At 38.9% G+C, this 23504-nt stretch carries 28 protein-coding genes; 23 read left to right on the forward strand and 5 right to left on the reverse strand.

The annotated features are described in order from the left end of the window. Positions 1 to 14 precede the first annotated feature (14 nt). The 18 genes from rplO to nhaC all read left to right on the forward strand — a co-directional run bounded on the left by rplO (position 15) and on the right by nhaC (position 14009). A complete protein-coding gene (gene rplO / locus AC3A54_RS22660) occupies positions 15 to 455 on the forward strand; it encodes a 50S ribosomal protein L15 (protein WP_308081555.1) in 441 nt (146 codons plus the stop codon). After that, positions 455 to 1750 (forward strand): preprotein translocase subunit SecY, encoded by a 1296-nt coding sequence (gene secY / locus AC3A54_RS22665; protein WP_308081554.1) that lies wholly within the window; start codon positions 455 to 457, stop codon positions 1748 to 1750. Before rplO ends, secY begins: the two co-directional genes overlap by 1 nt. A gap of 56 nt (positions 1751 to 1806) precedes the next feature. Continuing rightward, positions 1807 to 2460, forward strand: a complete 654-nt coding sequence (locus AC3A54_RS22670; protein WP_487656308.1) for an adenylate kinase — start codon at positions 1807 to 1809, stop codon at positions 2458 to 2460. Next, entirely contained in the window at positions 2457 to 3203 is a 747-nt protein-coding gene (gene map / locus AC3A54_RS22675; RefSeq protein ID WP_335545779.1) for a type I methionyl aminopeptidase, read from the forward strand. The genes AC3A54_RS22670 and map overlap by 4 nt, the downstream gene beginning before the upstream one ends. A 183-nt stretch (positions 3204 to 3386) precedes the next feature. After that, the gene (gene infA / locus AC3A54_RS22680) at positions 3387 to 3605 is read left to right on the forward strand and encodes a translation initiation factor IF-1 (RefSeq protein WP_007085268.1); all 219 of its coding nucleotides are present in this window, start codon (positions 3387 to 3389) and stop codon (positions 3603 to 3605) included. A gap of 37 nt (positions 3606 to 3642) precedes the next feature. After that, on the forward strand, positions 3643 to 3756 hold the full coding sequence (rpmJ, locus tag AC3A54_RS22685; protein ID WP_000868344.1) for a 50S ribosomal protein L36: 114 nt from the start codon (positions 3643 to 3645) through the stop codon (positions 3754 to 3756). A 22-nt stretch (positions 3757 to 3778) separates the two neighbouring features. Next, on the forward strand, positions 3779 to 4144 hold the full coding sequence (gene rpsM, locus AC3A54_RS22690) for a 30S ribosomal protein S13 (RefSeq protein ID WP_133371731.1): 366 nt from the start codon (positions 3779 to 3781) through the stop codon (positions 4142 to 4144). A gap of 21 nt (positions 4145 to 4165) precedes the next feature. After that, positions 4166 to 4555 carry a 30S ribosomal protein S11 gene (gene rpsK, locus AC3A54_RS22695; protein WP_335545777.1) on the forward strand — a complete coding sequence of 130 codons (390 nt, stop codon included), beginning with the start codon at positions 4166 to 4168 and terminating at the stop codon, positions 4553 to 4555. A gap of 177 nt (positions 4556 to 4732) precedes the next feature. Then, positions 4733 to 5677, forward strand: a complete 945-nt coding sequence (locus tag AC3A54_RS22700; RefSeq protein ID WP_308081550.1) for a DNA-directed RNA polymerase subunit alpha — start codon at positions 4733 to 4735, stop codon at positions 5675 to 5677. A gap of 54 nt (positions 5678 to 5731) precedes the next feature. Continuing rightward, positions 5732 to 6094 (forward strand): 50S ribosomal protein L17, encoded by a 363-nt coding sequence (gene rplQ / locus AC3A54_RS22705; protein WP_307282758.1) that lies wholly within the window; start codon positions 5732 to 5734, stop codon positions 6092 to 6094. A gap of 362 nt (positions 6095 to 6456) precedes the next feature. Next, positions 6457 to 7296, forward strand: coding sequence for an energy-coupling factor ABC transporter ATP-binding protein (locus AC3A54_RS22710; RefSeq protein WP_487656309.1), 840 nt, complete (start codon positions 6457 to 6459; stop codon positions 7294 to 7296). Next, a complete protein-coding gene (locus AC3A54_RS22715) occupies positions 7272 to 8141 on the forward strand; it encodes an energy-coupling factor ABC transporter ATP-binding protein (protein ID WP_487656310.1) in 870 nt (289 codons plus the stop codon). The genes AC3A54_RS22710 and AC3A54_RS22715 overlap by 25 nt, the downstream gene beginning before the upstream one ends. Beyond that, complete coding sequence (locus AC3A54_RS22720) at positions 8138 to 8935, forward strand: energy-coupling factor transporter transmembrane component T family protein (RefSeq protein ID WP_487656311.1); 798 nt, start codon at positions 8138 to 8140, stop codon at positions 8933 to 8935. Before AC3A54_RS22715 ends, AC3A54_RS22720 begins: the two co-directional genes overlap by 4 nt. Positions 8936 to 8947: 12 nt before the next feature. Beyond that, the gene (truA, locus tag AC3A54_RS22725; protein ID WP_487656312.1) at positions 8948 to 9685 is read left to right on the forward strand and encodes a tRNA pseudouridine(38-40) synthase TruA; all 738 of its coding nucleotides are present in this window, start codon (positions 8948 to 8950) and stop codon (positions 9683 to 9685) included. Positions 9686 to 10062: 377 nt separating this feature from the next. After that, positions 10063 to 10500, forward strand: coding sequence for a 50S ribosomal protein L13 (rplM, locus tag AC3A54_RS22730; protein ID WP_308081545.1), 438 nt, complete (start codon positions 10063 to 10065; stop codon positions 10498 to 10500). A 20-nt stretch (positions 10501 to 10520) separates the two neighbouring features. After that, complete coding sequence (gene rpsI, locus AC3A54_RS22735; protein ID WP_098533175.1) at positions 10521 to 10913, forward strand: 30S ribosomal protein S9; 393 nt, start codon at positions 10521 to 10523, stop codon at positions 10911 to 10913. A 270-nt stretch (positions 10914 to 11183) separates the two neighbouring features. Beyond that, positions 11184 to 11891, forward strand: coding sequence for a hypothetical protein (locus tag AC3A54_RS22740; RefSeq protein ID WP_487656313.1), 708 nt, complete (start codon positions 11184 to 11186; stop codon positions 11889 to 11891). Between the two features lie 699 nt (positions 11892 to 12590). Further along, positions 12591 to 14009, forward strand: coding sequence for a Na+/H+ antiporter NhaC (nhaC, locus tag AC3A54_RS22745; protein WP_487656314.1), 1419 nt, complete (start codon positions 12591 to 12593; stop codon positions 14007 to 14009). Positions 14010 to 14065: 56 nt separating this feature from the next. Here nhaC and AC3A54_RS22750 read toward each other — a convergent pair whose 3' ends face one another. Genes AC3A54_RS22750 through AC3A54_RS22760 form a run of 3 tightly spaced genes read right to left on the reverse strand, consistent with a single transcriptional unit; the run spans position 14066 to position 17717 of the window. After that, positions 14066 to 15127: a Ger(x)C family spore germination protein gene (locus tag AC3A54_RS22750; RefSeq protein ID WP_487656315.1), complete on the reverse strand. Its 1062-nt coding sequence runs from the start codon at positions 15125 to 15127 to the stop codon at positions 14066 to 14068. Then, positions 15124 to 16212: a GerAB/ArcD/ProY family transporter gene (locus tag AC3A54_RS22755; RefSeq protein WP_487656316.1), complete on the reverse strand. Its 1089-nt coding sequence runs from the start codon at positions 16210 to 16212 to the stop codon at positions 15124 to 15126. Before AC3A54_RS22755 ends, AC3A54_RS22750 begins: the two co-directional genes overlap by 4 nt. A gap of 17 nt (positions 16213 to 16229) precedes the next feature. After that, positions 16230 to 17717: a spore germination protein gene (locus tag AC3A54_RS22760; protein ID WP_487656317.1), complete on the reverse strand. Its 1488-nt coding sequence runs from the start codon at positions 17715 to 17717 to the stop codon at positions 16230 to 16232. Positions 17718 to 17901: 184 nt separating this feature from the next. Between AC3A54_RS22760 and AC3A54_RS22765 the strand changes: the two genes are divergently transcribed. From AC3A54_RS22765 to AC3A54_RS22775, 3 genes are all read left to right on the forward strand, one after another. After that, positions 17902 to 18345, forward strand: a complete 444-nt coding sequence (locus AC3A54_RS22765) for a YbaK family protein (RefSeq protein WP_308081539.1) — start codon at positions 17902 to 17904, stop codon at positions 18343 to 18345. Between the two features lie 135 nt (positions 18346 to 18480). Continuing rightward, positions 18481 to 19209: an N-acetylmuramoyl-L-alanine amidase CwlD gene (cwlD, locus tag AC3A54_RS22770; RefSeq protein ID WP_308081538.1), complete on the forward strand. Its 729-nt coding sequence runs from the start codon at positions 18481 to 18483 to the stop codon at positions 19207 to 19209. 142 nt (positions 19210 to 19351) lie between these two features. Further along, positions 19352 to 20404: an Mrp/NBP35 family ATP-binding protein gene (locus tag AC3A54_RS22775; RefSeq protein WP_487656318.1), complete on the forward strand. Its 1053-nt coding sequence runs from the start codon at positions 19352 to 19354 to the stop codon at positions 20402 to 20404. 55 nt (positions 20405 to 20459) lie between these two features. On the opposite strand, the gene gerD is transcribed toward AC3A54_RS22775, so the two are convergent. After that, positions 20460 to 21095, reverse strand: coding sequence for a spore germination lipoprotein GerD (gene gerD / locus AC3A54_RS22780; RefSeq protein WP_487656319.1), 636 nt, complete (start codon positions 21093 to 21095; stop codon positions 20460 to 20462). Positions 21096 to 21246: 151 nt separating this feature from the next. Between gerD and AC3A54_RS22785 the strand changes: the two genes are divergently transcribed. Beyond that, positions 21247 to 21918: a KinB-signaling pathway activation protein gene (locus AC3A54_RS22785; RefSeq protein ID WP_487656320.1), complete on the forward strand. Its 672-nt coding sequence runs from the start codon at positions 21247 to 21249 to the stop codon at positions 21916 to 21918. 235 nt (positions 21919 to 22153) lie between these two features. Here AC3A54_RS22785 and pdaB read toward each other — a convergent pair whose 3' ends face one another. Beyond that, positions 22154 to 22906 (reverse strand): polysaccharide deacetylase family sporulation protein PdaB, encoded by a 753-nt coding sequence (gene pdaB, locus AC3A54_RS22790; RefSeq protein ID WP_335549234.1) that lies wholly within the window; start codon positions 22904 to 22906, stop codon positions 22154 to 22156. Between the two features lie 136 nt (positions 22907 to 23042). Here pdaB and AC3A54_RS22795 point away from each other — a divergent pair, with 136 nt between their 5' ends. Beyond that, positions 23043 to 23273 carry a hypothetical protein gene (locus AC3A54_RS22795; protein WP_308081533.1) on the forward strand — a complete coding sequence of 77 codons (231 nt, stop codon included), beginning with the start codon at positions 23043 to 23045 and terminating at the stop codon, positions 23271 to 23273. The last annotated feature ends 231 nt before the right edge of the window (positions 23274 to 23504 follow it).

Consider the following 23504-nt stretch of genomic DNA (forward strand, 5'->3'; position numbering starts at 1 on the left):
AAGGAGGTGCCAATATGAAACTTCATGAATTAAAACCTGCCGAAGGTTCTCGTAAAGAGCGTAAACGTTTAGGACGTGGTATCGGTTCTGGTCAAGGTAAGACCGCGGGTAAAGGTCATAAAGGACAAAATGCTCGTTCAGGCGGTGGTGTACGTTTAGGTTTTGAAGGTGGTCAAACACCTTTATTCCGTCGTCTACCAAAACGCGGATTTACTAATGTCAGCCGCAAAGAATATGCTGTTGTCAATCTTGATGCATTAAATCGCTTTGAAGAAGGTACAGAAGTTACTCCAGAACTTCTTATCGAAACAGGCGTTGTAAGTAACGAAAAAGCAGGAATCAAGATTCTTGCTAAAGGGAACGTAGAGAAAAAGTTGACTGTAAAAGCTCACAAATTCTCCTCTGCTGCTAAGGAAGCGATCGAAGCTGCTGGTGGAACTACTGAGGTGATCTAATGTTCCAGACAATCTCCAATTTTATGCGCGTGGGTGATATACGACGTAAGATCTTATTCACCCTCTTAATGCTAGTCGTCTTTCGACTAGGTACATTTATTCCTGTACCGAATGTTAATGCTGATGTACTTGCTAGTCAGGATAAGCTTAGTGTTTTCGGTATTTTAAATACCTTTGGCGGTGGAGCATTGAAACAATTTTCCATCTTTGCAATGGGTATTATGCCGTATATCACAGCTTCCATTATCATTCAGTTGTTACAAATGGACGTTGTTCCTAAATTTACGGAATGGTCCAAGCAAGGTGAATCTGGGCGTCGGAAGATTGCTCAATTCACTCGCTATTTCACTGTTGTGCTTGGATTTATCCAAGCATTAGGTATGTCATACGGCTTTAATAACTTAGCAAGTGGCCGTTTGATTGAAAGTCCTGGAATTGGTACGTATCTACTGATTGCCGTTACACTTACTGCTGGTACATCTTTCTTGATGTGGTTAGGTGAGCAGATCACTGAAAAGGGTGTTGGAAATGGTATTTCCATTATCATCTTTGCAGGGATCGTAGCTGGTATGCCTTCAACCATTAATCAAATTTATGTTCAGCAATTTGAAAACGCAGGAGATGCCTTATTTATACGTATTGTAACTGTTGTATTAATAGTACTCGCTATTATTGCAATTGTTGTTGGTGTTATTTTCATCCAACAAGCCAATCGTAAAATTCCAATTCAATATGCAAAACGTGTTGTTGCAGGAAAGAATCCTGTTGGAGGACAGTCAACTCACATGCCGTTAAAAGTTAACGCTGCAGGTGTAATCCCTGTCATCTTCGCAGTTTCATTCATTGTAACACCAAGAACAGTTGCATCATTTTTTCCAACAAATGATGTAACGCTTTGGATTAACAGAAACCTAGATTATTCTCATCCAATTGGGATGACGCTATATGCAGTATTAATAATCGCGTTCACTTATTTCTATGCTTTTATCCAAGTTAACCCTGAACAAGCAGCGGAGAACTTACAGAAGCAAAGCGGCTACATCCCAGGAATCCGTCCTGGTAAGAGCACGCAGGAATACTTAACTCGCGTATTATATCGATTAACTTTTGTTGGTGCGATCTTCTTAACCATCATTGCAGTACTTCCAACTATTTTTATTAAAATAGCGAACTTACCGCAATCGGCTCAAATTGGAGGAACTAGTCTTTTGATCGTTGTCGGCGTTGCGCTTGACACGTACAAACAGCTTGAAGCTCAACTGGTTAAACGTCATTATAAAGGATTTATAAAGTAATGGTTTTGGGGACTATTGTTCCCTAAAACCTATTTATAGCACGAGGGGGAACACGTGTGAATTTAGTTTTAATGGGGCTACCTGGTGCAGGTAAAGGTACTCAAGCTGAACGAATCGTCGAAAAATACGGCATCCCTCATATCTCTACTGGAGATATGTTCCGTGCAGCGATGAAAGAAGGAACCGAACTAGGGTTACAAGCTAAATCTTTCATGGACAAAGGCGAACTTGTTCCTGATGAAGTAACAATCGGCATTGTACGTGAACGTTTAAGTAAAGATGACTGTCAGAAGGGATTCTTACTAGACGGCTTTCCTAGGACTGTACCACAAGCAGAAGCGTTAGAGAATCTATTAGCTGATCTAACTAAAAAGATTGACTATGTGATTAATATCGACGTGGATAAAAGTATTTTAATGGATCGTTTGACTGGAAGACGGATTTGCAGGGACTGTGGCTCTACTTATCATCTAGTTTTTAATCCTCCTGCAAAAGAGGGTGTCTGCGACCGCTGTGGCGGGGAGCTGTACCAAAGAGCAGATGATAATGCAGAAACAGTTCAAAATCGCTTAGACGTTAACATCGAGCAATCTGCACCATTATTAGCTTTTTATGAGGATAAGGGTTATTTACGCACAATTGATGGTCAACAAGATATTAGTAAAGTACTTATTGATATCGAGGAATTACTTGGGGGCTTAGCTGAATGATCATTTGTAAAACCCCTAAGGAAATTGACATCATGCGGGAAGCTGGTCGAATAGTTGCTTTGACTCATCAGGAGTTAAAGAAACATATCGCTCCAGGTATGACAACGCGTGAATTGGACAGAATTGCTGAAGAGTTTATCCTCAGCAAGGATGCTATTCCTTCGTTTAAAGGGTATAATGGTTTTCGCGGCAGTATTTGTACAAGTGTGAACAATGAACTTGTTCATGGAATTCCTGGTGACCGCGTCCTTCATGAGGGCGATATCATTAGTATCGATATCGGTGCTAAATATAATGGTTATCATGGTGATTCAGCTTGGACCTATGCTGTAGGTAAGATTGATGAAAATTCCCAACGTCTACTCGACGTAACAGAGGAATCACTTTATCAAGGCTTGAAGGAAGCTAAACCGGGCGAGCGACTCTCGAACATCTCCCATGCGATACAAAAGTATGTGGAAGCAAATGGCTTTTCTATTGTACGTGAGTATGTAGGGCACGGAGTAGGGCAAGACTTACATGAGGATCCAGATATTCCTCATTTTGGTCCACCAAACAAAGGTCCTGTATTAAAGCCTGGTATGGTCCTTGCAATTGAACCGATGGTGAATGCCGGAAGCCGGTATGTAAAAACATTGGCTGACGATTGGACGGTTGTTACAGTGGATGGGAAATTTTGTGCGCATTTTGAGCACACGATTGCGATCACTGAAACAGGTTTTGAAATATTAACTAAAATTTAGTATTTTATTACTAGACCCATTCTAATCCGAAATATTTGTAATTTGTAATAGTTACTAGAGGACAGAATGCTACTCATTATGTTAAAATTGTAAGGTTGCAGGATTACGTATGAAGAATTGACCCAATGCGCCCTACTATGTATTGGCGAACGCTATTCTGAATAGAGAAGGGAGACGAGACCGATGGCCAAAGATGATGTAATCGAAATTGAAGGTAAAGTAATTGAAACTTTGCCAAATGCAATGTTTAAGGTAGAATTAGAAAATGGTCATACTGTGCTAGCTCATGTTTCTGGCAAAATTCGAATGCACTTCATTCGAATCCTTCCGGGTGACAAGGTGACTGTTGAGCTTTCTCCATATGACTTAACACGCGGAAGAATTACTTACCGCTTTAAATAATCAGCTTGCACTCCGTACCATTAAGGAGGTTAGGATAATGAAAGTAAGACCATCTGTTAAACCGATCTGCGAAAAGTGCAAAGTTATCCGTAGACGCGGAAAAGTTATGGTTATCTGTGAAAACCCTAAACATAAACAAAAACAAGGTTAATCTGAAGGAGGTGCGCTAAAATATGGCACGTATTGCTGGTGTAGATATTCCACGTGAAAAGCGTGTAGTTATCTCTTTAACTTACATTTATGGTATTGGTAAAAATACTGCACAAAAAGTATTAGCAGATGCAGGTGTTTCTGAAAATACTCGTGTGCGTGATTTAACAGAAGACGAATTAAACAAAATCCGTGACATCATCGACAAATTAAAAGTTGAAGGTGATCTTCGCCGTGAAATTTCTCTTAACATTAAGCGTTTAATGGAAATCGGCTGCTACCGCGGATTACGTCATCGTCGTGGTTTACCGGTTCGTGGACAAAATACGAAAAACAACGCTCGTACACGCAAAGGTCCTCGTAAGACTGTTGCGAACAAGAAGAAGTAATCGGCAAAGGAGGTTATTTAAATGGCACGTAAAACTAATACACGTAAACGTCGTGTTAAAAAGAATATTGAATCTGGGATCGCTCATATCCGTTCAACTTTTAACAATACGATCGTAACAATCACTGATGTTCATGGTAATGCAATTTCATGGTCAAGTGCTGGTGCGCTTGGATTTAAAGGTTCTCGTAAATCTACTCCATTCGCAGCGCAAATGGCAGCTGAAACTGCAGCAAAGACATCTATCGAACATGGTATGAAAACTTTAGAAGTTACAGTTAAAGGACCTGGTGCAGGCCGTGAAGCTGCTATCCGTGCACTTCAAGCTGCTGGTCTTGACGTAACTGCAATCAAAGACGTTACACCTGTTCCTCATAATGGATGCCGTCCACCAAAACGCCGTCGTGTTTAATTTTTCTGTATAGAAGTTGTATCATGCGTCTATAATGGATATGATACTAATTTTTTAGAGTTCATACAGAGAATTTATTCCAGTTGTTGTGCACAAAACGGGAACGTATACATGGGGGAATTTCAATTAGTAAATAAAACTAGTTGAAGTTTCGACGTTTTGAAGGAGGGTTATTTGATGATCGAAATAGAAAAACCAAAAATCGAAACGGTTGAGATCAACGATGATGCCAAGTACGGGAAGTTCGTCGTAGAGCCACTTGAGCGTGGATATGGTACCACTTTGGGTAACTCCTTACGTCGTATCCTATTATCTTCACTCCCAGGTGCCGCTGTTACATCGATTCAGGTCGATGGGGTACTTCATGAGTTCTCAACAATTGAAGGCGTCGTAGAGGATGTAACATCCATCATTTTAAACATTAAGAAATTAGCTTTAAAAATCTACTCTGACGAAGAAAAAACACTTGAGATTGATGTTCAGGGTGAAGGACCTGTTAAAGCTAGCAATATCACTCATGATAGTGATGTTGAGATCTTAAATCCAGACCTTCATATTGCTACATTAGCTTCAAATGGTCATCTTCGCATGCGCTTAACTGCAAGACGCGGTCGTGGTTACACACCGGCTGAACTGAACAAGAGAGAAGATCAACCAATAGGTGTGATTCCAATTGACTCAATCTTTACACCAGTTTCTCGTGTGTCCTATCAGGTAGAAAATACCCGCGTAGGTCAAATGACAAATTTTGATAAGCTAACGCTTGATGTTTGGACAGATGGAAGCACTGGGCCAAAAGAAGCGATTGCTCTTGGTTCGAAAATTTTGACCGAGCATTTGAACATTTTCGTTGGGTTAACTGATGAAGCTCAAAATGCTGAAATCATGATTGAAAAAGAAGAAGATCAAAAAGAAAAAGTTCTTGAAATGACTATTGAAGAACTAGACCTTTCTGTTCGTTCTTATAACTGCTTAAAGCGTGCTGGAATCAACACTGTTCAGGAATTAGCTAATAAGACTGAAGAAGATATGATGAAGGTTCGTAACTTAGGCCGCAAATCACTCGAAGAAGTGAAGGCGAAACTAGAAGAGCTTGGATTAGGTTTGCGTAAGGACGACTAGTTCAAACGCTGCTTACGATCCGTTTAATGACTTCAACAAAGGAGGGAACCCTTCATGGCATACAGAAAGTTAGGACGCACAAGTGCACAGCGTAAAGCTATGCTACGTGATTTAACTACAGATTTAATTATCAACGAGCGCATCGAAACAACAGAAACTCGCGCGAAAGAACTTCGTGTGACTGTTGAAAAGATGATCACTTTAGGTAAACGCGGCGATTTACATGCTCGTCGTCAAGCTGCTTCTTACGTTCGTAATGAAGTTGCTAATGCTGAAAATGGTCAAGATGCTGTACAAAAACTTTTCGCTGATATCGCTCCACGTTATCAAGAGCGTCAAGGTGGATATACTCGTATTATGAAACTTGGACCTCGCCGCGGTGACGGTGCACCAATGGTTATTATCGAGTTAGTTTAATACCTTTTAACAGACAACAAGGGCGCTGGACAGTTTACAAACAAACTTGTTCTTTGCCCTTTTTCTGTAAGAGAATATATTGTTCAACCCAAGCCAAACGAGTGTTATGATGAGCGTGACTCCTACGTGTAGGAGCATGAAGGGTTTAATACCCCCTGGGATTGAAAACGATTCATATTCACTTTTGTTTTCTTTTTCACGTCTCGTCTAGCTCATGCACCTCCTCCCATTTCTTTATCGAAATTCCTTTTTTGCAGCCGTAGTAATTGCTGCCCGGGGACGAGGTGCGGGCTTTTTTTATATGTAAAAATATTGTCTTAGTAGAGCTTAGTTTAGTATGTTAGTCGAGAGGAGGAATTACAATGAACGAATCAATTGTTTCACTTAAGGGAGTTTCCTTTCAATATGAAGGACAAGAACGCTACGCACTTAATAATGTTACATTCGATATCTATGAAGGTGAATGGCTGGCCATCGTCGGTCATAATGGCTCTGGTAAGTCTACTATGGCAAAGCTCCTTAATGGGTTACAATTCCCACAAGAGGGCGAGATCACGGTATGCGGCATAGGTTTGAATGAAGAAACAATTTGGGATGTCCGTAAAAAATTAGGGATGGTATTTCAAAATCCCGATAACCAATTTGTTGGTACAACTGTACAGGATGATGTGGCTTTTGGTCTAGAAAATCATGGCATACCTAGAGATGAAATGGTCCAACGTGTGGAAGATTCATTGAAGAAAGTGAAAATGGATAAATTTCTATATCAAGAGCCCCACCATCTTTCAGGTGGACAGAAGCAGCGTGTAGCGATTGCTGGCATACTTGCCTTAAGACCTTCTATTATTATTCTAGATGAGGCTACCTCCATGCTTGATCCAAGAGGTCGTGAGGAGGTTTTAGAGACGGTTAGAGTATTAAAAGAAGAAAAGTCATTAACTGTTATCTCTATAACCCATGACCTAGAAGAGGCAGCAAAAGCAGATCGCATTATTGTTATGAATAAAGGTGAGGTCTTTCGTGAAGGAGTACCTGAAGAGATTTTTTCAATGGACGAGCAGTTGATTCAATTAGGATTGGATATTCCTTTCTCGGTTAAAATGAGCAAAGCTTTTCGTCAAAAAGGGATTGACCTATCCAAGCATTATTTATCGGAAGAAGAGTTGGTGACAGAGCTATGGATATCTCGCTTCAACATATAGAATACCGTTATCAAGCAAACACTCCTTTTGAACATCTAGCGATTGAGGATGTATCTATCGATATTCCATCGGGAACATACTTGGCAATAATCGGTCATACTGGTTCTGGCAAGTCAACGGTTCTACAGCACTTAAATGCCCTTTTACAACCAACTAATGGAACGGTTAAGATTGGGGAACATGAAATTAGAGCACAGCAAAAAAATAAGAATTTAAAACAAGTACGGCAAAAGGTAGGCATCGTTTTTCAATTTCCGGAACATCAGCTTTTTGAAGAAACAGTAGAAAAGGATATTATTTTTGGTCCGCTTAATTTTGGTGTTTCTGAAACTGAGGCAAAAAAGCGGGCGCGCCTTGCCTTGAAACAGGTAGGACTAGGGGAAGAGGTATTAGAAAAATCTCCTTTTGATCTATCTGGTGGACAAATGCGTCGAGTCGCGATTGCTGGTGTGTTGGCCATGGAACCAGATGTTATTGTGCTAGATGAACCTACCGCAGGACTTGACCCACGCGGCCGGAAAGAAATTATGGATATGTTTTATACACTTCACGAGGAAAGAAATCTATCCACTATTTTAGTTACACATAGTATGGAAGATGCGGCTAGATATGCAGACCAGATTGTCATCATGCAACAAGGAAAAGTAGTAAATAAAGGAACACCAGAAGAAATCTTCTCTGCGCCTGCCCAGTTGGTACAAATGGGATTAGATGTTCCAGAAGTGGTTCGTTTCCAGCTAAAGCTTGAAGAGAAGATGGGTGTAAAACTCGATAAAATGTATTTATCAATAGATGAGTTGTCAGAAGCAGTTACTGAAGCGTTAAAAAGAGGTGTCCGCTCATGATGGAGAAAATGATATTTGGCCGCTATGTTCCTGCCGATTCTCTTATCCACAAAATGGACCCTCGATCTAAATTGCTGGTTATCTTTTTATTTGTATGTGTTATCTTCTTAGCAAATAATGCAGTTACTTATGCACTTATAGGGATTTATACCTTTTTCATGCTTGGTTTGGCCCGTATTCCTGTTCGTTTCTTATATATTGGGCTGAAACCGGTTCTATGGCTTGTACTCTTTACCTTAGCCTTACAATTGTTCTTTACGAAACAAGGTGACCTTTTGTATCATTGGGGACCTATTAAAATATACGAAGAAGGTGTCAGACAGGGGATCTTTATTTCTTTACGCTTCTTCTTCTTAATTTTAATGACTTCGTTGTTAACTTTAACAACCACTCCTATTGAAATTACAGATGGACTAGAAACTCTTTTACATCCATTAAAAAAGGTACATTTTCCTGTCCATGAAATGGCTTTAATGATGTCTATTTCCTTACGTTTCATCCCAACATTAATGCAGGAAACAGACAAAATCATGAAGGCTCAAATGGCCCGTGGCGTTGAGTTTTCAAGTGGTCCATTTATGGAGCGGATTAAGGCAGTCATCCCGCTTCTTATTCCGTTGTTTGTCAGCTCCTTTAAACGTGCTGAAGAACTGGCCATAGCGATGGAAGCAAGAGGATACCGCGGTGGCGAAGGAAGAACAAAATACAGGCAGTTAGAGTGGCACTTGGGCGATTCTTTGCAATTAGTACTACTAGGTGCATTAACCATTTTTTTAATCTTATTACGTTCATAATGGAGCGAAATTATGCAAAGATACAAATGCATTATATCCTATGATGGCTCGGGTTTCTCCGGGTATCAAGTACAACCAAATAAGAGGACTGTACAACGAGAAATAGAAGCTGTCTTAGCAAAAATGCATAAGGGCACCTCTGTGAAGGTTGCAGGCTCTGGACGAACAGATGCAGGCGTTCATGCCAAGGGACAGGTAATTCATTTTGATTCTCCCTTGCCTATTGCTGAGGATCGTTGGGAAATCGCACTAAATTCGATGTTGCCACAGGATATTTCAATTCTTTCGGTTAAAAAAGTGAACGACGGTTTTCATTCCCGGTTTGATGCGATAGGAAAAGAGTATCGCTATGTGCTGCACTTATCTTCAAAAAGGGATCCTTTTCAGAGGGTCTTTGCCTATCGGTACCCCTATCGTCTCAATATAGAAGCTATGAGGAAAGCAAGTAAATATTTCCTTGGTACCCATGACTTTACTAGCTTTTGTTCTGCAAGAACAGAAGTAGAAGATAAAATACGAACCGTTAAAGCAATTGATTTTTTGCTGGAAGATGACCAGCTTACGATTCGCTTTGTCGGAAACGGTTTTTTGTATAATATGGTTCGTATTTTGGTAGGTACTTTGCTTGAAGTAGGGGCAAGTGAACGAGACCCTGAAGACATCCCTGCGATTCTAGAAAAAAAAGATCGCCGCCTGGCAGGAAAAACAGCTCCAGCGCACGGACTATACCTATGGGAAGTGTTTTATTAATGTCCAGCTGCAGCGCCTAGCCCCTCGGGTCAAATAACCTTCGGCAATAAAAGTCAAAGTGCGGACTTTTCTTGCCGAAGAACATTTGCCTGTCGGGGCTGACCAAGGCGCTTCCGCTTTTCTTTTAATAAAACAACCCAACCAGGTGTAACATCCCCTTGACATATAGACCTAAAGTATTTATTATATTATATGTGTGTGTTTTTAATCCCACGATTAAGCCCCGGAAAGTCTTCATCGTGATTGAAAATATATGAATTAGAAAACTTAAGCGCACAAGGGCATTAATGTTGATTCCCGGAACAGAATAAACATTAACTGCTTTATGAAAGTGCGAAAAAATAATCTTTAATGGATTTAAATTAGGAGGGAAACTCATGCGTACAACGTTTATGGCAAATGCCAACAATATCGAGCGTAAATGGTACGTGATTGATGCTGAGGGCAAAACTCTTGGACGTCTTGCTTCTGAAGTAGCATCAATTCTACGTGGTAAAAACAAACCAACTTTTACACCACATGTTGACACTGGTGATAATGTAATCATTCTTAATGCATCTAAAGTAGAACTAACAGGAAAGAAATTAACTGACAAGATCTACTACCGTCACAGCATGCATCCTGGTGGTTTAAAGCAAAGAACTGCTCTTGAAATGCGTACAAACTATGCTGAGAAAATGATCGAGCTTGCTGTTAAAGGTATGCTTCCAAAGAATTCTCTTGGCCGTCAAATAATTAAAAAATTACACGTATATGCTGGTAGCGAACATCCGCACCAAGCACAAAAACCTGAAGTTTACGAACTTCGCGGATAATTTAAAGGGAGGGAATTAACTTGGCACAAGTTCAATATATCGGTACTGGTCGCCGTAAGAGCTCAGTCGCACGTGTGCGTCTAGTTCCAGGCACAGGTAAAATTGTAGTTAACGGTCGTGAAATCGAAGATTATATCCCATTTGAAGCTTTACGTGTTGTTGTAAGACAACCATTAGTAGCTACTGAAACTGTAGGCAGCTATGATGTTCTTGTAAACGTAAGCGGCGGTGGATACACTGGTCAAGCTGGCGCAATCCGCCACGGTATTGCTCGCGCATTACTTCAAGCTGACCCTGAGTTCCGTCCAACATTAAAGCGCGCAGGTTTATTAACTCGTGATGCACGTATGAAAGAGCGTAAGAAATACGGTCTTAAAGGTGCTCGTCGTGCGCCTCAGTTCTCAAAGCGTTAATCTTTGCGAACATTCCAAGACTCTCAACCATTTGGCTGGGAGTCTTTTTTATTGGCTGTGTTAAAGAACAGTCTAGATTTTTAAACCCTGTGATTGGAGCGGAAGGCACGAAGACTCCTGTGAGAGTATGGTTCAGGGGAGATCCCGTAGGCGCATGCGCCGAGGAGGCTCGCCGAAATCCCTCTCTTTTTTGTATTGCATATCGCTAGGTGATATGACCCTTGCAAATACATTTAAAAACGTTCATATTTAATAAAAAGGAGGTGCGATATGCGACGTGATATACAACCTAATGAACAAGCTTTCTCTTCCAAAGAAGTGGCAGAAAAATTAGGAATTGCAACACCCACTGTTCGAAAGTATGGCCAAATCTTAGAGCGAAATGGATATGAGTTTTTGAAAGATGGAGATCGGCGTATTTTTGTACAATCTGACATCGAAGCTCTTATAGCGTTACGCGATACGGACAAGCCCCTAGACGAAACAGCTAAAGACATTGTATATAAACAAAAAGAATGTTTAGAAGGACTCAATGAAACTGAGATTGCTATATCCGATACATATGGTAATTTACCCCAAGACCCCAAACAATTGGAAGAGATCTTAGTGATTTTAGCCAATGAACTCGCAGCCACACGTGAAATAAATGTTCAACTGACAAACGATATGTCTCAGCTTAAAACACAGGTTTCCCGACTCCAGCAAGATCACCATGTTATAAGTTCTAATATTGGAAATTCTGCACAAAAAACTCATGCTAAAATTGAGAAATTAACTGAACAACAAATGACCCATTACGAAACATTGTTGCAACAGGAGCAACAAATAAGCGATTTCTTACAAAAAGAAATTCAAAATATGCGGGACGAACAGAAAAAAGAATGGAATTCACAAAATGTTTTTAATAAACGTTTAGAAGAAGCGATACAACAGCCTAAAGAAAAATGGGCGTGGCTTTTCTCTATTTTCGGAAAATAAAATGCCTGTTAAAGGCTTTTTTTTGTTCGTATCGCCGGGCGATATAACATTCAAATAAATCCCCAGACCTATCTTCTTTAATAAAAAAAGAAGTCGATATGCGAGATGATATTTAACCTACCGCATCCACTATTTTTCCAATTTTCAACAAATTCCCGGGAAATATCGACAAATTCCGAATAGATGTCGACAAATAAAACAAATTGAGGTCAAGCTTGCGTTAGAAGGCTACGGCCTTTGTAGTCAGGAATTCGTTGAAGGAAATGTAGAACTGGCTCCTTATCAATTCAAGTGGAATTAAAAAATAAATAATTTTCCCCTGAATGTTTAAAGACTCTCAACCAATTTGGATGGGAGTCTTTTTTTTTATGTTAAAAAACCTTTTGACAAACAAAGAATGGCGGGGTATATTATTTACACACACACTTTAACGCTTAAAAGCGTTTTAGCGATATAGTGGATAACGAGCCTACAGTTTTAGTAGAAATGTCATGAGCAGCAAACAGAGACCAGATGGAGGGTGAAAATCTGGGCTGTGACCATTTTGAAGTACAGCTGTTTTATACGGGCATATTCTTTTAAGAGGGCAGGGTATCAGCTTTATCCTTGCCAATTAGGGTGGTAACGCGGAGTCCTTTCGTCCCTAGACGGAGGGGCCTTTTTGCGTCCATTTATATATTTACTAGGAGGAAATTTTCTATGGAACCAGAACAAAAAGTATTAACCATCAAACCAGCTGAAGCCATGTTGATTATAGCGGCTTTAATGGGGCTGGTTGGGTATTTGATCATTAGCCTTCAGGTGGTCCCGCACCTAGCGATAATTTCAGGCATAGCTCTATTACTAGGATATGGCGTATTTAAAAAAGTGAGCTTTAAAGATTTGGAAGAAGCCTTGGCCAATGGAGCTAAATCAGGCATTGCAGCTGTTATGCTTTTCTTTTTTATTGGGATGCTAATAAGCAGTTGGATGGCCAGCGGTACCATTCCAACATTTATTTATTTAGCGGTTGACTTAGTATCAGGGAAATTTTACTATGCCATTGTTTTTGTCGTAACATCCATTATAGGTCTCAGTATAGGTAGCTCTTTAACCACTGCTGCAACAGTAGGAGTCGCTTTTGTTTCTGCAAGCACTGCACTAGGAATTTCGCCTGTGATCACGGCAGGGGCAGTAGTATCAGGTGCATTCTTCGGTGATAAAATGTCACCTTTATCCGATACAACAAACCTTGCATCCAGTGTTGCTGGAGCTGATCTATTTGAACATATAAAAAATATGGCATGGACGACCATCCCTGCTTTTATTCTTTCATTTTTCGTGTATCTGGTTCTATCCCCAGCGGAAACAGCAAAGAGCATTCAACAAATTACAGTTATTAAGAATACTTTACTAGATATGAGCCTAGTTCACTGGTATTCACTATTACCATTCTTAATCCTTGCCATTTTGGCTGCTAAAAAGGTCCCTGCTATTGCAACGCTTTCCGCGGGCATTTTATCTGCTCTTATTATCTCGTTGTGGATTAAGGGAGGATTGGGCGGTAAAGGATTTTTAGACCTGCTCTACTCTGGTTACAAATCTGAAAGTGGGATAAAGGAAGTTGATTCAATTCTGACACGGGGCGGAATGGAAAGTATGATGTTTAGTATATCAGTTATTCTGCTTGCACTGAGTATGGGAGGCCTGCTGTTCAGATTAGGAATTATACCAGCGGTTTTATCTATGATCAATTCCCTATTAAACCGTGTGTCCATATTGATCAGTGCAACGGCCGGAATGGCGATTGCAGTAAATTTTATCCTTGGTGAGCAATACTTATCTATTCTTTTGCCTGGAAACGCATTTAAAGAGCATTTCAAAAGAGCAGGCTTGGAACCAAAGCATCTTTCACGGGTACTTGAAGATGCGGGGACAGTTGTAAATCCGCTCGTACCGTGGAGTGTATGCGGTGTGTTTTTAGCCTCAGTCCTTGGGGTTTCCGTTACAGATTATTTTCCATTTGCGTTGTTTTGTTTATTTTCACCGCTACTCACCGTTTTTTACGGTTTTACAGGGATTACGCTTCCGAAGCCTGCTAAAATCTACAAAATGAATCAGTCACAAAATATGAATTAACTAGTAGAGACTCCTAGCAATTGAATACGGCTGGGAGTCTCTTTTTTTAGCTTAATTTACTCAATGACACCTGATTCGACTATGCTCACTTCTGCATCAACATTAACTTTTAAATATTGATAGTCAGTGTCCCACTTTTTAAAATCAAAATGTCGTGTTTTACTTTTAATAAAGTGGCCAAATCCTACGGGATCAATTTTTTTATCTTGAAAATCTTTTGTTAACTTAAGACAAATTGATTCAATGTCCTTTTCCACCTTTTTTTCAATCTTCTTTATATCTTTTGGTTTCACACTAGCTCCAGTGTATTCATTTAACATAGCTTTTAATTTAATTTTGACATTTAAGGTATTGGGATTCCTAGCTACGAGTTTCATCTTAAATTTCGAACGAATACTTTCAATGGATGCAATTTCTTTATCTATGTTTACCTTTAAGGTTCCTTCACTATAGTTATCAACAAGAAGCTTAAAATAAAACATCTCTGCAGCTGGTATGGTCGCAACCACTTTACCATATCGAAAAAAGCTGATGCCGCTAATTTCTATTTGGTCATCACTCAACGATCGAATTTGCGGCAGATAGGGGGATTTTCCCTTTTGGTGAAAATCAAATAAAAATCTCTGTAGATTTGTTTTCGGCAAATCTTTCGACTTCATATTATGGCGAATAAGGTTGGATAGATAGACTGCATTACCTCTTTTTCCATATTTGCCTTCAATAACATTTTTAGCTTCTCCTTCCGTAACAGTAAGGTAAAGGCCAGCACCGATGCTTGGGTCCCGTTGAAAGGAGTCGATGAGGGCTAAAATACCTTTCTTTTTCGCAAGCTTTTCCCCAAATAGAACCACTTTAAGAGATCCTGTTACGAGCGGGTCCGAAGATTGACGCTGAACATCTCTTAAAAAGTCTCTGCTTAGACTGGAAGAAGCGGAAAAGGTTTTATTTTCAACTGATTTATCTGGTAAATAAACAGGAATGAGAGCCGTACCGCGAATTTGATTATCAATATAATCATAGGCACTTCCCGTTTCAAGATTAACATCATCTAAAATTTCTTTTCGTACGCATCCAGTAAGAATGATCGAAACAATAACAAAGGTAAGGAATTTTCTCATTTTTTCTTCACCTTCTTAACAATTAACACAAGGAAAAATAACAACGGAATATAACCGTAATTAAGGAAAAAGGCAATTTTCCCAGTATAGTCGATAATAGTATTTATTTGTTCCCGTGACTTAAAAAAATTAATGAAAATTAAAGTAATCATTGCTAAAAGTAGAACGCCATATTTTTGTTTTATGTTTGTTACTCTTTTAACAATCCGGCTACCACACCAAAGGGCGATGCAAAAATTAGGAAGAATGATGATATTCCAATTAGCGATCCCAATGTATTCGAATCTTTCAACAAAGGGCATTTCAACCACTTTCCACATCGTCAGGGTGGCCCAAATATTTTTTTGCAGCTGTCCCTCTGAAAAATAGGTGAAAGTTACGATTGTAAGCAAAGTATAGAGTACAGTTGTGTAAAGGACCCCTAAATGTGCCCACTTTTTCGATTTTTGAGGATCTTTAATATAGGGATAAAAAAATAACAATACTTCGTACCCAAGGTAGGTTAGCGACATTTGATAAGATGCCATAGCCAAATCCTTAATTGAGTGATCAAAAATAGGAAATAAATTTTGTACATCTGCATAAGGAATCGTAAAGAAAAAAGTTAAGATTAAGTAGGCAGGGAGGACGACTCCAAAGAAAGCCACTCCGGTAACCGTTCTAAAGCCTCCAAAGATAATATATATGGCTAATCCACAAAAAGCGAAAGAATACCAAAAGGTGCTCATATCCTGGAACATCCACACTTGGACGACTTCAATAAATGTTCTGAGAATGGTCAAGGCAATCATCAAAAAATAAAGGACAAATGGAAGTGAAAGGAGTTTCCCTATTTTCCTCCCGAAAACAAACGAATGGGCAGTAACGATATCACCATCAACTGTCTCAAGAATTTTATACATCATCCATATGATGATATGAATGCTTAAACCTGCAAAAATCACCGACATCCATGCATCATATCCTGCTGTTAAGGCGATAATGCGTTGAAAGCCAAGAACGCCTATGCCCACCTGCATTGAATGGACGAGAAAGAAAACTAAAAAAGGCGATACTTTTGCTTTTTCCGGCACTAATTGTTCCATAGCATTTCCTCCACGTTCTATTCGTCAATATCTCCTTTTTTCACTTTTTTTCTAGGAGTAAAACGAACGGGGTTTTGAGTCCTTAAAGTCTGTGGTCTTAAGGATTGCTTTGAGAATGGGAGTCTAATAATAGAATCCTTTAAGTCCGTCATTCTTGGTGGATAGATCGGCTCTAAAAATGGTCTATTAAGGGATGTTAGCCTAATTAAATGTGCCATTAACAGACAAAAACAAAAAACGATTCCTAAGAGGCCCCAAAGCTCGGCAAAAAATAAAAATGGAAAGCGGAGTAATCGAATGGCGTTGCCCATTTTATAAACAGGGGTTGTAAATGATGCAAGTGCTGCAAGAGCAACAATAATTAATAGAACATTACTTGTTAGTCCAGCTTCAACAGAGGCGGTCCCGATAACGATACCACCCACGATACCGATTGTCTGACCGACCTTTGTAGGAAGTCGGGCTCCAGCCTCACGTAGAAGCTCAATCGTTAGCTCTAAAAACAATGCTTCCAAAATAGGAGGAAGCGGTATTTCACGGCGAGACGTAACTAAGGTATTCATCAAATCCTTTGGAATAAGTTCATAATGATAAGACAAAGTCGCTACATAAACTGGTGTAATCAAAATAGAAAAGGCAACGGCGAAAAGCCGAATTAATCGAAAGAATGAGGATATCATCCAATTTAAAAAGTAATCTTCAAAAGAACCGAAAAATTCAACGAGCGTTGTTGGCGTGATCAGCACATGCGGAGATCCATCAACAAATATGGCGATTTTCCCTTCTGCCAAGATGGCAGTTACCCGGTCTGGCCGCTCGGTATCGAGAAGTTGTGGAAAGGGAGAATTTTTATTATCTGAGATTAATTGAACAATATAAGAACTATCGGTTATAGCATCAAAGTCAACATCCTTTAACCGTCTCATCACTTCTTGGATATTATCCGGGTCAGCGATTCCGTCTAAATACATAACCGAAATTTTTGTTTTCGATAGAGTGCCTAGTGTTAACTCTTCACTTATTAATTCTTTTACAGGCAGTCGTTTACGAATCAAGTTAACATTTTGTTCAAGAGACTCAACAAAAGCTTCCTTTGGTCCAATGACACTAAACTCAACCTCAGGCTGTGTAATACTGCGGACAATTTCTTTTTGCGCAGCCAAGAAGGCAAAATGACCTGGGTCTGAATCAAGCGTTAAAAGTACATATCCATTAAACAATTTCTGTTCAATAAGGCTCTCATCATTACTTACCTGCGCGTCCGCAAGAGGAATGAGCTTCTTAACTTCTTCTATCTTTTCAAATGGTTTTTCAAGTAGATAGGGAAGGACACTTTCCTGTAAAATGCTCTCGTCAATGAGTGTAGATATAAAGGAAAAGCAAAACCGGCAATTGGTTACTTGGTTTATATAATGAACTTTTGTATAATCATTCGATCGTTGGAGGTAATTTTCTAATGTTTCTCGTTCATTATGTTGTATTTTTTTTTTAGTAAACCAGTTCATGAGGACATTTCACCGCCGTATTTATACATTTAGATTAGTATTTCCTTAAGTGGAAGGATTATGTAATCGTCCATTTGTACTTATTGAATTTTGTCCTGTTCACTTACTTAAAAAAATTGGTAAAAGTGTCTTTGCATTTCTTATGAACAAGGGATAAAGAATAGTTTTAAGAGGTGAAATTGAAGTGACTGTTATTACTACCTTTAAAGAAAAAAAACGTGAAAAACAGATTAAATATGAGCGTTCCGTACTTCGGGACTTATCCATCAATACGTTAAAAGAAAGAGTAAAACAATACTTTGGTTCAACAAAAATTGCCTCCAGTTTTGTCATGAATACAGGTATAGAAGAAGCTTGTTATGATGTAGCTTTAGAGGCCTTCTTATTAGGGGCAAAGTTCAGCAAATTTGGTTATTACGGCGAGGATTTAGAAGCAGTGCGTCTGCGGTGTTACAAAGAAGAGAAACACCTAATTGATACGTTATACAACTTTTTACTTTACTGGGGAAATGGCGAAGAAGGCACGATGAGTGAATCACTTTATTATCTGTGTGAACAATATATACATGTTTGGTGGAGAGAAGGGTTTGAAAAGGGTCAAAGGCGTCATAAACTACGCCTTCATTAAAATGGAACTTTTGATATAGTGGCAGAGGTGCATAGAGCATATAGTGCACTTCTGCTTAACTCTTTCTTCTGTTCTATTTTTCCCTCTTGTCCCATATAGTTTATTGAACAGGGACGAGCGGGAAGGATGATTTGGGTGTCGAAGCGAAGAATAAAAATCATAAGTTTTATTGCAGGTTTGCTTGTTTTGTTTCTCATTTTACAACATGACTTTATAGAGGACGATTCGTGGAATACTTGGAATCTTCCGTTGTCAGGTAAAATCATTTTGTTAGATGCAGGCCATGGAGGCCCAGATGGTGGAGCAGGAACAGGGAAAACCCTTGAAAAAGACATAGCATTAGAAATCACTTTAAAAGTAAGGGATTATCTCCAACAGCAAGGAGCCCTCGTTATTATGACGCGGGAAACGGATACTGATTTAGCCGATTCTGATACAAAAGGGTATAGTAGAAGAAAAGTGGAAGACTTGAAAAAAAGATTAAAGATGATTAATAAAACCGATAATGATCTTTTTGTAAGCATCCATTTAAATGCCATACCTTCCTCCAGATGGAGCGGAGCTCAAACCTTCTATGCACCGCATCATCAAGAGAATGCAAGGGCAGCTAAATTTATTCAAGAAGAGCTACGCAAGAATTTAGAAAATACAAACCGAAAAGCAAAACCTTTGAACCAAGTATACATTTTAAAAAATGCAAAAAAACCTGGAGCACTAGTGGAGGTCGGCTTTCTTTCAAACCCTGGTGAAAAAGCGATGTTAAAAAAGGATTCCTATCAGGAAAAAGTAGCCATTTCTATTTATAAAGGAATTATGCGTTATTTTACTAATGAAAAAGAAATTAAAGAAATTGATGAAGGATGATGGGGGATTCTTCCATCCCTTTTTTTGTTTATATACTTTTCTGTGTTTTAATAGGTAGTATGTGTGATTCATTTAACTGTATCCTGACATGATTATGGTATACTGAAAGATGGAAACGAATTCATAAGGTGAGGTGCTTTTCATGTTAACAGAGGTAAAGATCCAGGAGGTTCTTGGCAGCCTTAAAGAGCCATTTTTACATAAAACATTAGCTGAATTACATGCAATTGAAGAAATTAAAATAAAAGAAGAGAAAAATCACGTTAGCGTGAAAATAGCCATTGCAAGAACAGGGACGTCTGAACAGTTACAGTTGCAAACACAAATTGTCAATCTTTTAAAAGAAGCAGGAGCAGCAACTGTTGGAATACGTTTCAATCAACTACCTGAAGAAGTATTAGAGCAGCATCGCAATAAAGAACCAGAAAAAGAAAAAAATCTGCTTCATTCAAATAATACGACTTTTATTGCCATTGCCAGTGGTAAGGGTGGAGTAGGTAAATCGACTGTATCAGTAAACCTAGCTGTTGCTTTAGCTCGTCTAGGCAAAAAAGTAGGTCTTATTGATGCTGATATTTATGGGTTCAGTGTACCTGATATGATGGGAATTACAAAAAGACCGGTTGTAAGGGGAGAAAAAATTATCCCTGTAGAACGCCTTGGTGTTCAAGTCATTTCGATGGGATTCTTTGTGGAAGATAATGCCCCAATTATTTGGCGTGGTCCTATGTTAGGGAAAATGCTGAATAGTTTCTTTAATGAAGTGGAATGGGGAGAAATTGATTATTTACTGCTAGATTTACCACCGGGTACAGGGGATGTTGCATTAGATGTACACACTATGCTGCCTGCTTGTAAAGAAATTATCGTGACGACTCCACATCCAACAGCGGCCTTTGTAGCTGCACGTGCGGGAGCGATGGCGATCCGAACTGAACACGAGGTGCTTGGGGTGATTGAAAATATGGCTTATTTCGAAAGTAAGCTAACAGGTGAAAAAGAATATGTGTTTGGGCAAGGCGGCGGTGACAAATTAGCCGATGAATTGAATACAGAAGTCCTTGGAAGACTGCCGTTAAATCAGCCGGACTGGAATGATGCGGATTTTGCTCCATCCGTCTACCAAGAAGATCACCAAATCGGAAAAATTTATTTAGAAATTGCTGAAAAAGTGACTAACTTGCTGAAAAGATAATAATAAAGCCTCTTCGTTTTGAACGAAGAGGCTTTATTATTATGGTTGTTACTCTTTATTGTCCGCCACCAGTTCCGCTTTGACCGCCCCCAGAGCTTTGTTCGCCACTAGATTGGCCTCCTCCTTGCTTTGAACTGGATTTTCCTTGTGTTTCTTCTGCTGCTTTTAAGAGTAGCTCTTGCATTTTAGCTTTAAACAGCGGACTTTCTATCGTCTCTGAAATGACTGACTGAAGGTGTGCCCGGTATTCCTTGCTTTTCAATGCGTCTGCCATTTCCTTTTGAATTTCCGGTTCCTTGAAGACTTGAATCATCATGCCACGATATTCCGGGTCATTCATTAAATCCTTAAGCAGCTTTTCATTTTCGCTTCTCATATTCTTGGCTACACCTTTAGCAAATTTAGGGTCACTGAAGGTTTTTTTCCAAAAGTCTGTTGCTTTATCGGAGGTAAGTGTTTGTTCAATGGTGTCAGAGACCACTTTTTGGTCCATAACCAACTTTTCTTTCATTTTATCGTCAGCCATTACATCTTGAATTGCCTTCTTACCATCATCTGTCTTTAAAATATCGACAACCATTTTTTTCGTTTGTTCGTAATCAATTTGCCCTCCGCTACTTGATTCACCAGAAGAACAGCTTGTTAGGAACAATATGATAGGTAGGAGGAGCAACATACTTTTTGTTTTCATAATTAAAGCTCCTTTCACATAAGAATCCTTAATTTTAGAATGAAGTAAAAGGCAAGAGATTATTCGTATGTAAATGAAATTATAGATTTTTCAAATTTAGCTTGGTACAATCAGTATGGTATTCATTTTTTGTAATATGGAGGTTTATAGTGTGACGAGCCGTAATTGGGTAAGACTTTTTATGACCACATTATTAATAGGCGGGATCACAACGGCTATTGTGGGTTTTATTGTTCGCTGGAATGAATTTCAGCCTTATTTTGTTGAACTTAGAATCATTGATATTTTATCAACCTTAATTTGGTTAATTGTTATGGGCTTTCTTTTTAGTGTTATAAGTCAAATGGGCTTTTTTGCTTATTTAACGGTTCATCGTTTTGGTTTAGGAATTTTTAAATCTGCATCTCTCTGGAATGCGGTTCAAATGGTTCTTATTCTTTTTGCTCTATTTGATTTGATCTATTTACGATACGATAATTTTGCTAAAAAAGGGGATTCAGTCTTACCTTATTTTGGCCCTGCCCTCATTCTTTTAGTGGTTGGTCTAATCGTTGCCTGGTATAAAACAAAACAGACCAGTCGGGAGGCATTTATTCCTGCTCTTTTCTTTATGATTGTGGTTACCCTAGTTGAGTGGGTTCCTGTTCTTCGAGTAAACGAAAGAAGCTGGCTCTATCTCATGATGTTTGCTTTAATGGCATGTAATGCGTATCAGCTATTAATTCTTCATAAATTAAATACACAATCTGCACAAGAACGTCAAAACCGTGCAAAAACAGCTAGTCCTAATGTGAAAAATAAAAAAATAAAACCGTCCAATTAAATGGGCGGTTTTTTCTCCTTTATAGGAAAATGAAAAATTTACTAATGTGGATATCCGGAATAGGGGTGCATCTGCCTTTATAATAAAAAAATAATAATCGACTTCGAGAATTGTCCAGCGCAAGCGCCTAGCCCCTCGGGAAAAATAACCTTCTGCAATAAAAGTCAAAGAGCAACTTTTCTTGCAGAAGAACATTTGCCTGTCGGGGCTGACCAAGGCGCTTGCGCTTTTCTTATTACCTAATTTCTTTTGAGCGGGCTTCACCGTTTGCAATCATTTCTGTTACGGAAACAAATTTTAATCCTTTTTGACGAATATCCGCTAAAATGAGCGGCAGTGCTTTCGCCGTTTGTTTGGCGGAATCTGATGCATGAAGAAGAATGATATCCCCCTTCTTCGCTTTTTTTGTATTTTCGACGATAGTAGATACACCTGGATTTTGCCAATCCTTTGAATCAACACTCCAATGAACTACTGTGTAGCCATATCTCTTGGCAATTTTTAAAGTACGTTCATCAAAGTGCCCAGTTGGGGCACGCAACAGTTTGATGCTTTTTACATTTAATTTTGTGAAGACTTCTTGTGCTTTAGATATATCCTTAGCAATCTTCACATCCTCTAATTCGGTATACTCTTCATAATTGTATCCAAGAATCCCTATTTCATAACCTTCTTTCACAATCCGACTAACTAGGTCGGGGTGTCTTTCTGCCCAAGAACCTGCTAAGAAAAAGGTAGCTGATTTCACATTTCCTTTCTTTAACGTGTCTAAAATTGGCTCTGCCTTTTCATCACCCCAGCCGATATTAAAGGTTAAAGCTAAATCTCTTTCCCCTCGATAGACCGCTTTGGGGCCATCTTTCGTTGAAAAAACAGGAATTTGTGCATGATTTTCCATATAAAGAAACCAAGCAGTAAAAAAGGCTGCAATTAATACCAATGATACATTTTTTAAAGACTTCCCATTCAATACAAAAAAGAAATTCATCCTTCCCACCTCGTCCAATACCATCCTTGTCTCAACCTATGCTTGTTTTTTTGAAAATATGATTAAAAATTCGTTTATAAAATCACATAAATTGGAAAAGACTACTATAACTAGATTATTTGCTGGAGGTTATTCGATGTTTGGACTTCTGATCAATGAAAAAGAAGTAAAGGAAATGGAATACCTTATTAAAAGAGAAATGGATGAAATTCTATTTGATTTAAGAGATGAGCGAATTGATCATATTGTAAAAAGAGCAATGGAAGAGAGATATAAAGTATTGTTTACATTATTTAGACGAGTGGCCTCACCACATGAATGTTTGAAATATATGAGGAGAGGAAAGAAGGATAGAAAAAAAGGATAGATTTTTTTATAAATACCGTTGACAATTATATGCGGCCTTGGTATATTAATAAACGTCGCTGCTGACATAAAAACAACTTACTGAGATTTAAAAAGTTGTTGACATGATGTTTTGCAGATGATATATTAATAAAGTCGCTTTTGGGCGATGATGAAATTGTCCTTTGAAAACTAAACAAACAAAAACGTCAACAAACAAAAATTATTAGTTTCTTATGAAACTAAGCCAACG

The sequence above is a fragment of the Neobacillus sp. Soil_C_43 genome, assembly GCF_057656715.1.

Excerpts from the sequence above, each read along its gene's own strand:
- gerD (WP_487656319.1), bottom strand. The coding sequence starts at position 21,095 with ATGAAAACAAAAAGTATGTTGCTCCTCCTACCTATCATATTGTTCCTA.
- AC3A54_RS22715 (WP_487656310.1), top strand. The coding sequence starts at position 7,272 with ATGGATATCTCGCTTCAACATATAGAATACCGTTATCAAGCAAACACT.
- rplM (WP_308081545.1), top strand. The coding sequence starts at position 10,063 with ATGCGTACAACGTTTATGGCAAATGCCAACAATATCGAGCGTAAATGG.
- AC3A54_RS22760 (WP_487656317.1), bottom strand. The coding sequence starts at position 17,717 with ATGAACTGGTTTACTAAAAAAAAAATACAACATAATGAACGAGAAACA.
- nhaC (WP_487656314.1), top strand. The coding sequence starts at position 12,591 with ATGGAACCAGAACAAAAAGTATTAACCATCAAACCAGCTGAAGCCATG.
- AC3A54_RS22700 (WP_308081550.1), top strand. The coding sequence starts at position 4,733 with ATGATCGAAATAGAAAAACCAAAAATCGAAACGGTTGAGATCAACGAT.
- secY (WP_308081554.1), top strand. The coding sequence starts at position 455 with ATGTTCCAGACAATCTCCAATTTTATGCGCGTGGGTGATATACGACGT.
- AC3A54_RS22775 (WP_487656318.1), top strand. The coding sequence starts at position 19,352 with ATGTTAACAGAGGTAAAGATCCAGGAGGTTCTTGGCAGCCTTAAAGAG.
- rpmJ (WP_000868344.1), top strand. The coding sequence starts at position 3,643 with ATGAAAGTAAGACCATCTGTTAAACCGATCTGCGAAAAGTGCAAAGTT.
- rplQ (WP_307282758.1), top strand. The coding sequence starts at position 5,732 with ATGGCATACAGAAAGTTAGGACGCACAAGTGCACAGCGTAAAGCTATG.
- rplO (WP_308081555.1), top strand. The coding sequence starts at position 15 with ATGAAACTTCATGAATTAAAACCTGCCGAAGGTTCTCGTAAAGAGCGT.
- map (WP_335545779.1), top strand. The coding sequence starts at position 2,457 with ATGATCATTTGTAAAACCCCTAAGGAAATTGACATCATGCGGGAAGCT.
- AC3A54_RS22795 (WP_308081533.1), top strand. The coding sequence starts at position 23,043 with ATGTTTGGACTTCTGATCAATGAAAAAGAAGTAAAGGAAATGGAATAC.
- rpsM (WP_133371731.1), top strand. The coding sequence starts at position 3,779 with ATGGCACGTATTGCTGGTGTAGATATTCCACGTGAAAAGCGTGTAGTT.
- rpsK (WP_335545777.1), top strand. The coding sequence starts at position 4,166 with ATGGCACGTAAAACTAATACACGTAAACGTCGTGTTAAAAAGAATATT.
- AC3A54_RS22720 (WP_487656311.1), top strand. The coding sequence starts at position 8,138 with ATGATGGAGAAAATGATATTTGGCCGCTATGTTCCTGCCGATTCTCTT.
- pdaB (WP_335549234.1), bottom strand. The coding sequence starts at position 22,906 with ATGAATTTCTTTTTTGTATTGAATGGGAAGTCTTTAAAAAATGTATCA.
- truA (WP_487656312.1), top strand. The coding sequence starts at position 8,948 with ATGCAAAGATACAAATGCATTATATCCTATGATGGCTCGGGTTTCTCC.
- infA (WP_007085268.1), top strand. The coding sequence starts at position 3,387 with ATGGCCAAAGATGATGTAATCGAAATTGAAGGTAAAGTAATTGAAACT.
- AC3A54_RS22740 (WP_487656313.1), top strand. The coding sequence starts at position 11,184 with ATGCGACGTGATATACAACCTAATGAACAAGCTTTCTCTTCCAAAGAA.
- AC3A54_RS22755 (WP_487656316.1), bottom strand. The coding sequence starts at position 16,212 with ATGGAACAATTAGTGCCGGAAAAAGCAAAAGTATCGCCTTTTTTAGTT.
- AC3A54_RS22710 (WP_487656309.1), top strand. The coding sequence starts at position 6,457 with ATGAACGAATCAATTGTTTCACTTAAGGGAGTTTCCTTTCAATATGAA.
- AC3A54_RS22750 (WP_487656315.1), bottom strand. The coding sequence starts at position 15,127 with ATGAGAAAATTCCTTACCTTTGTTATTGTTTCGATCATTCTTACTGGA.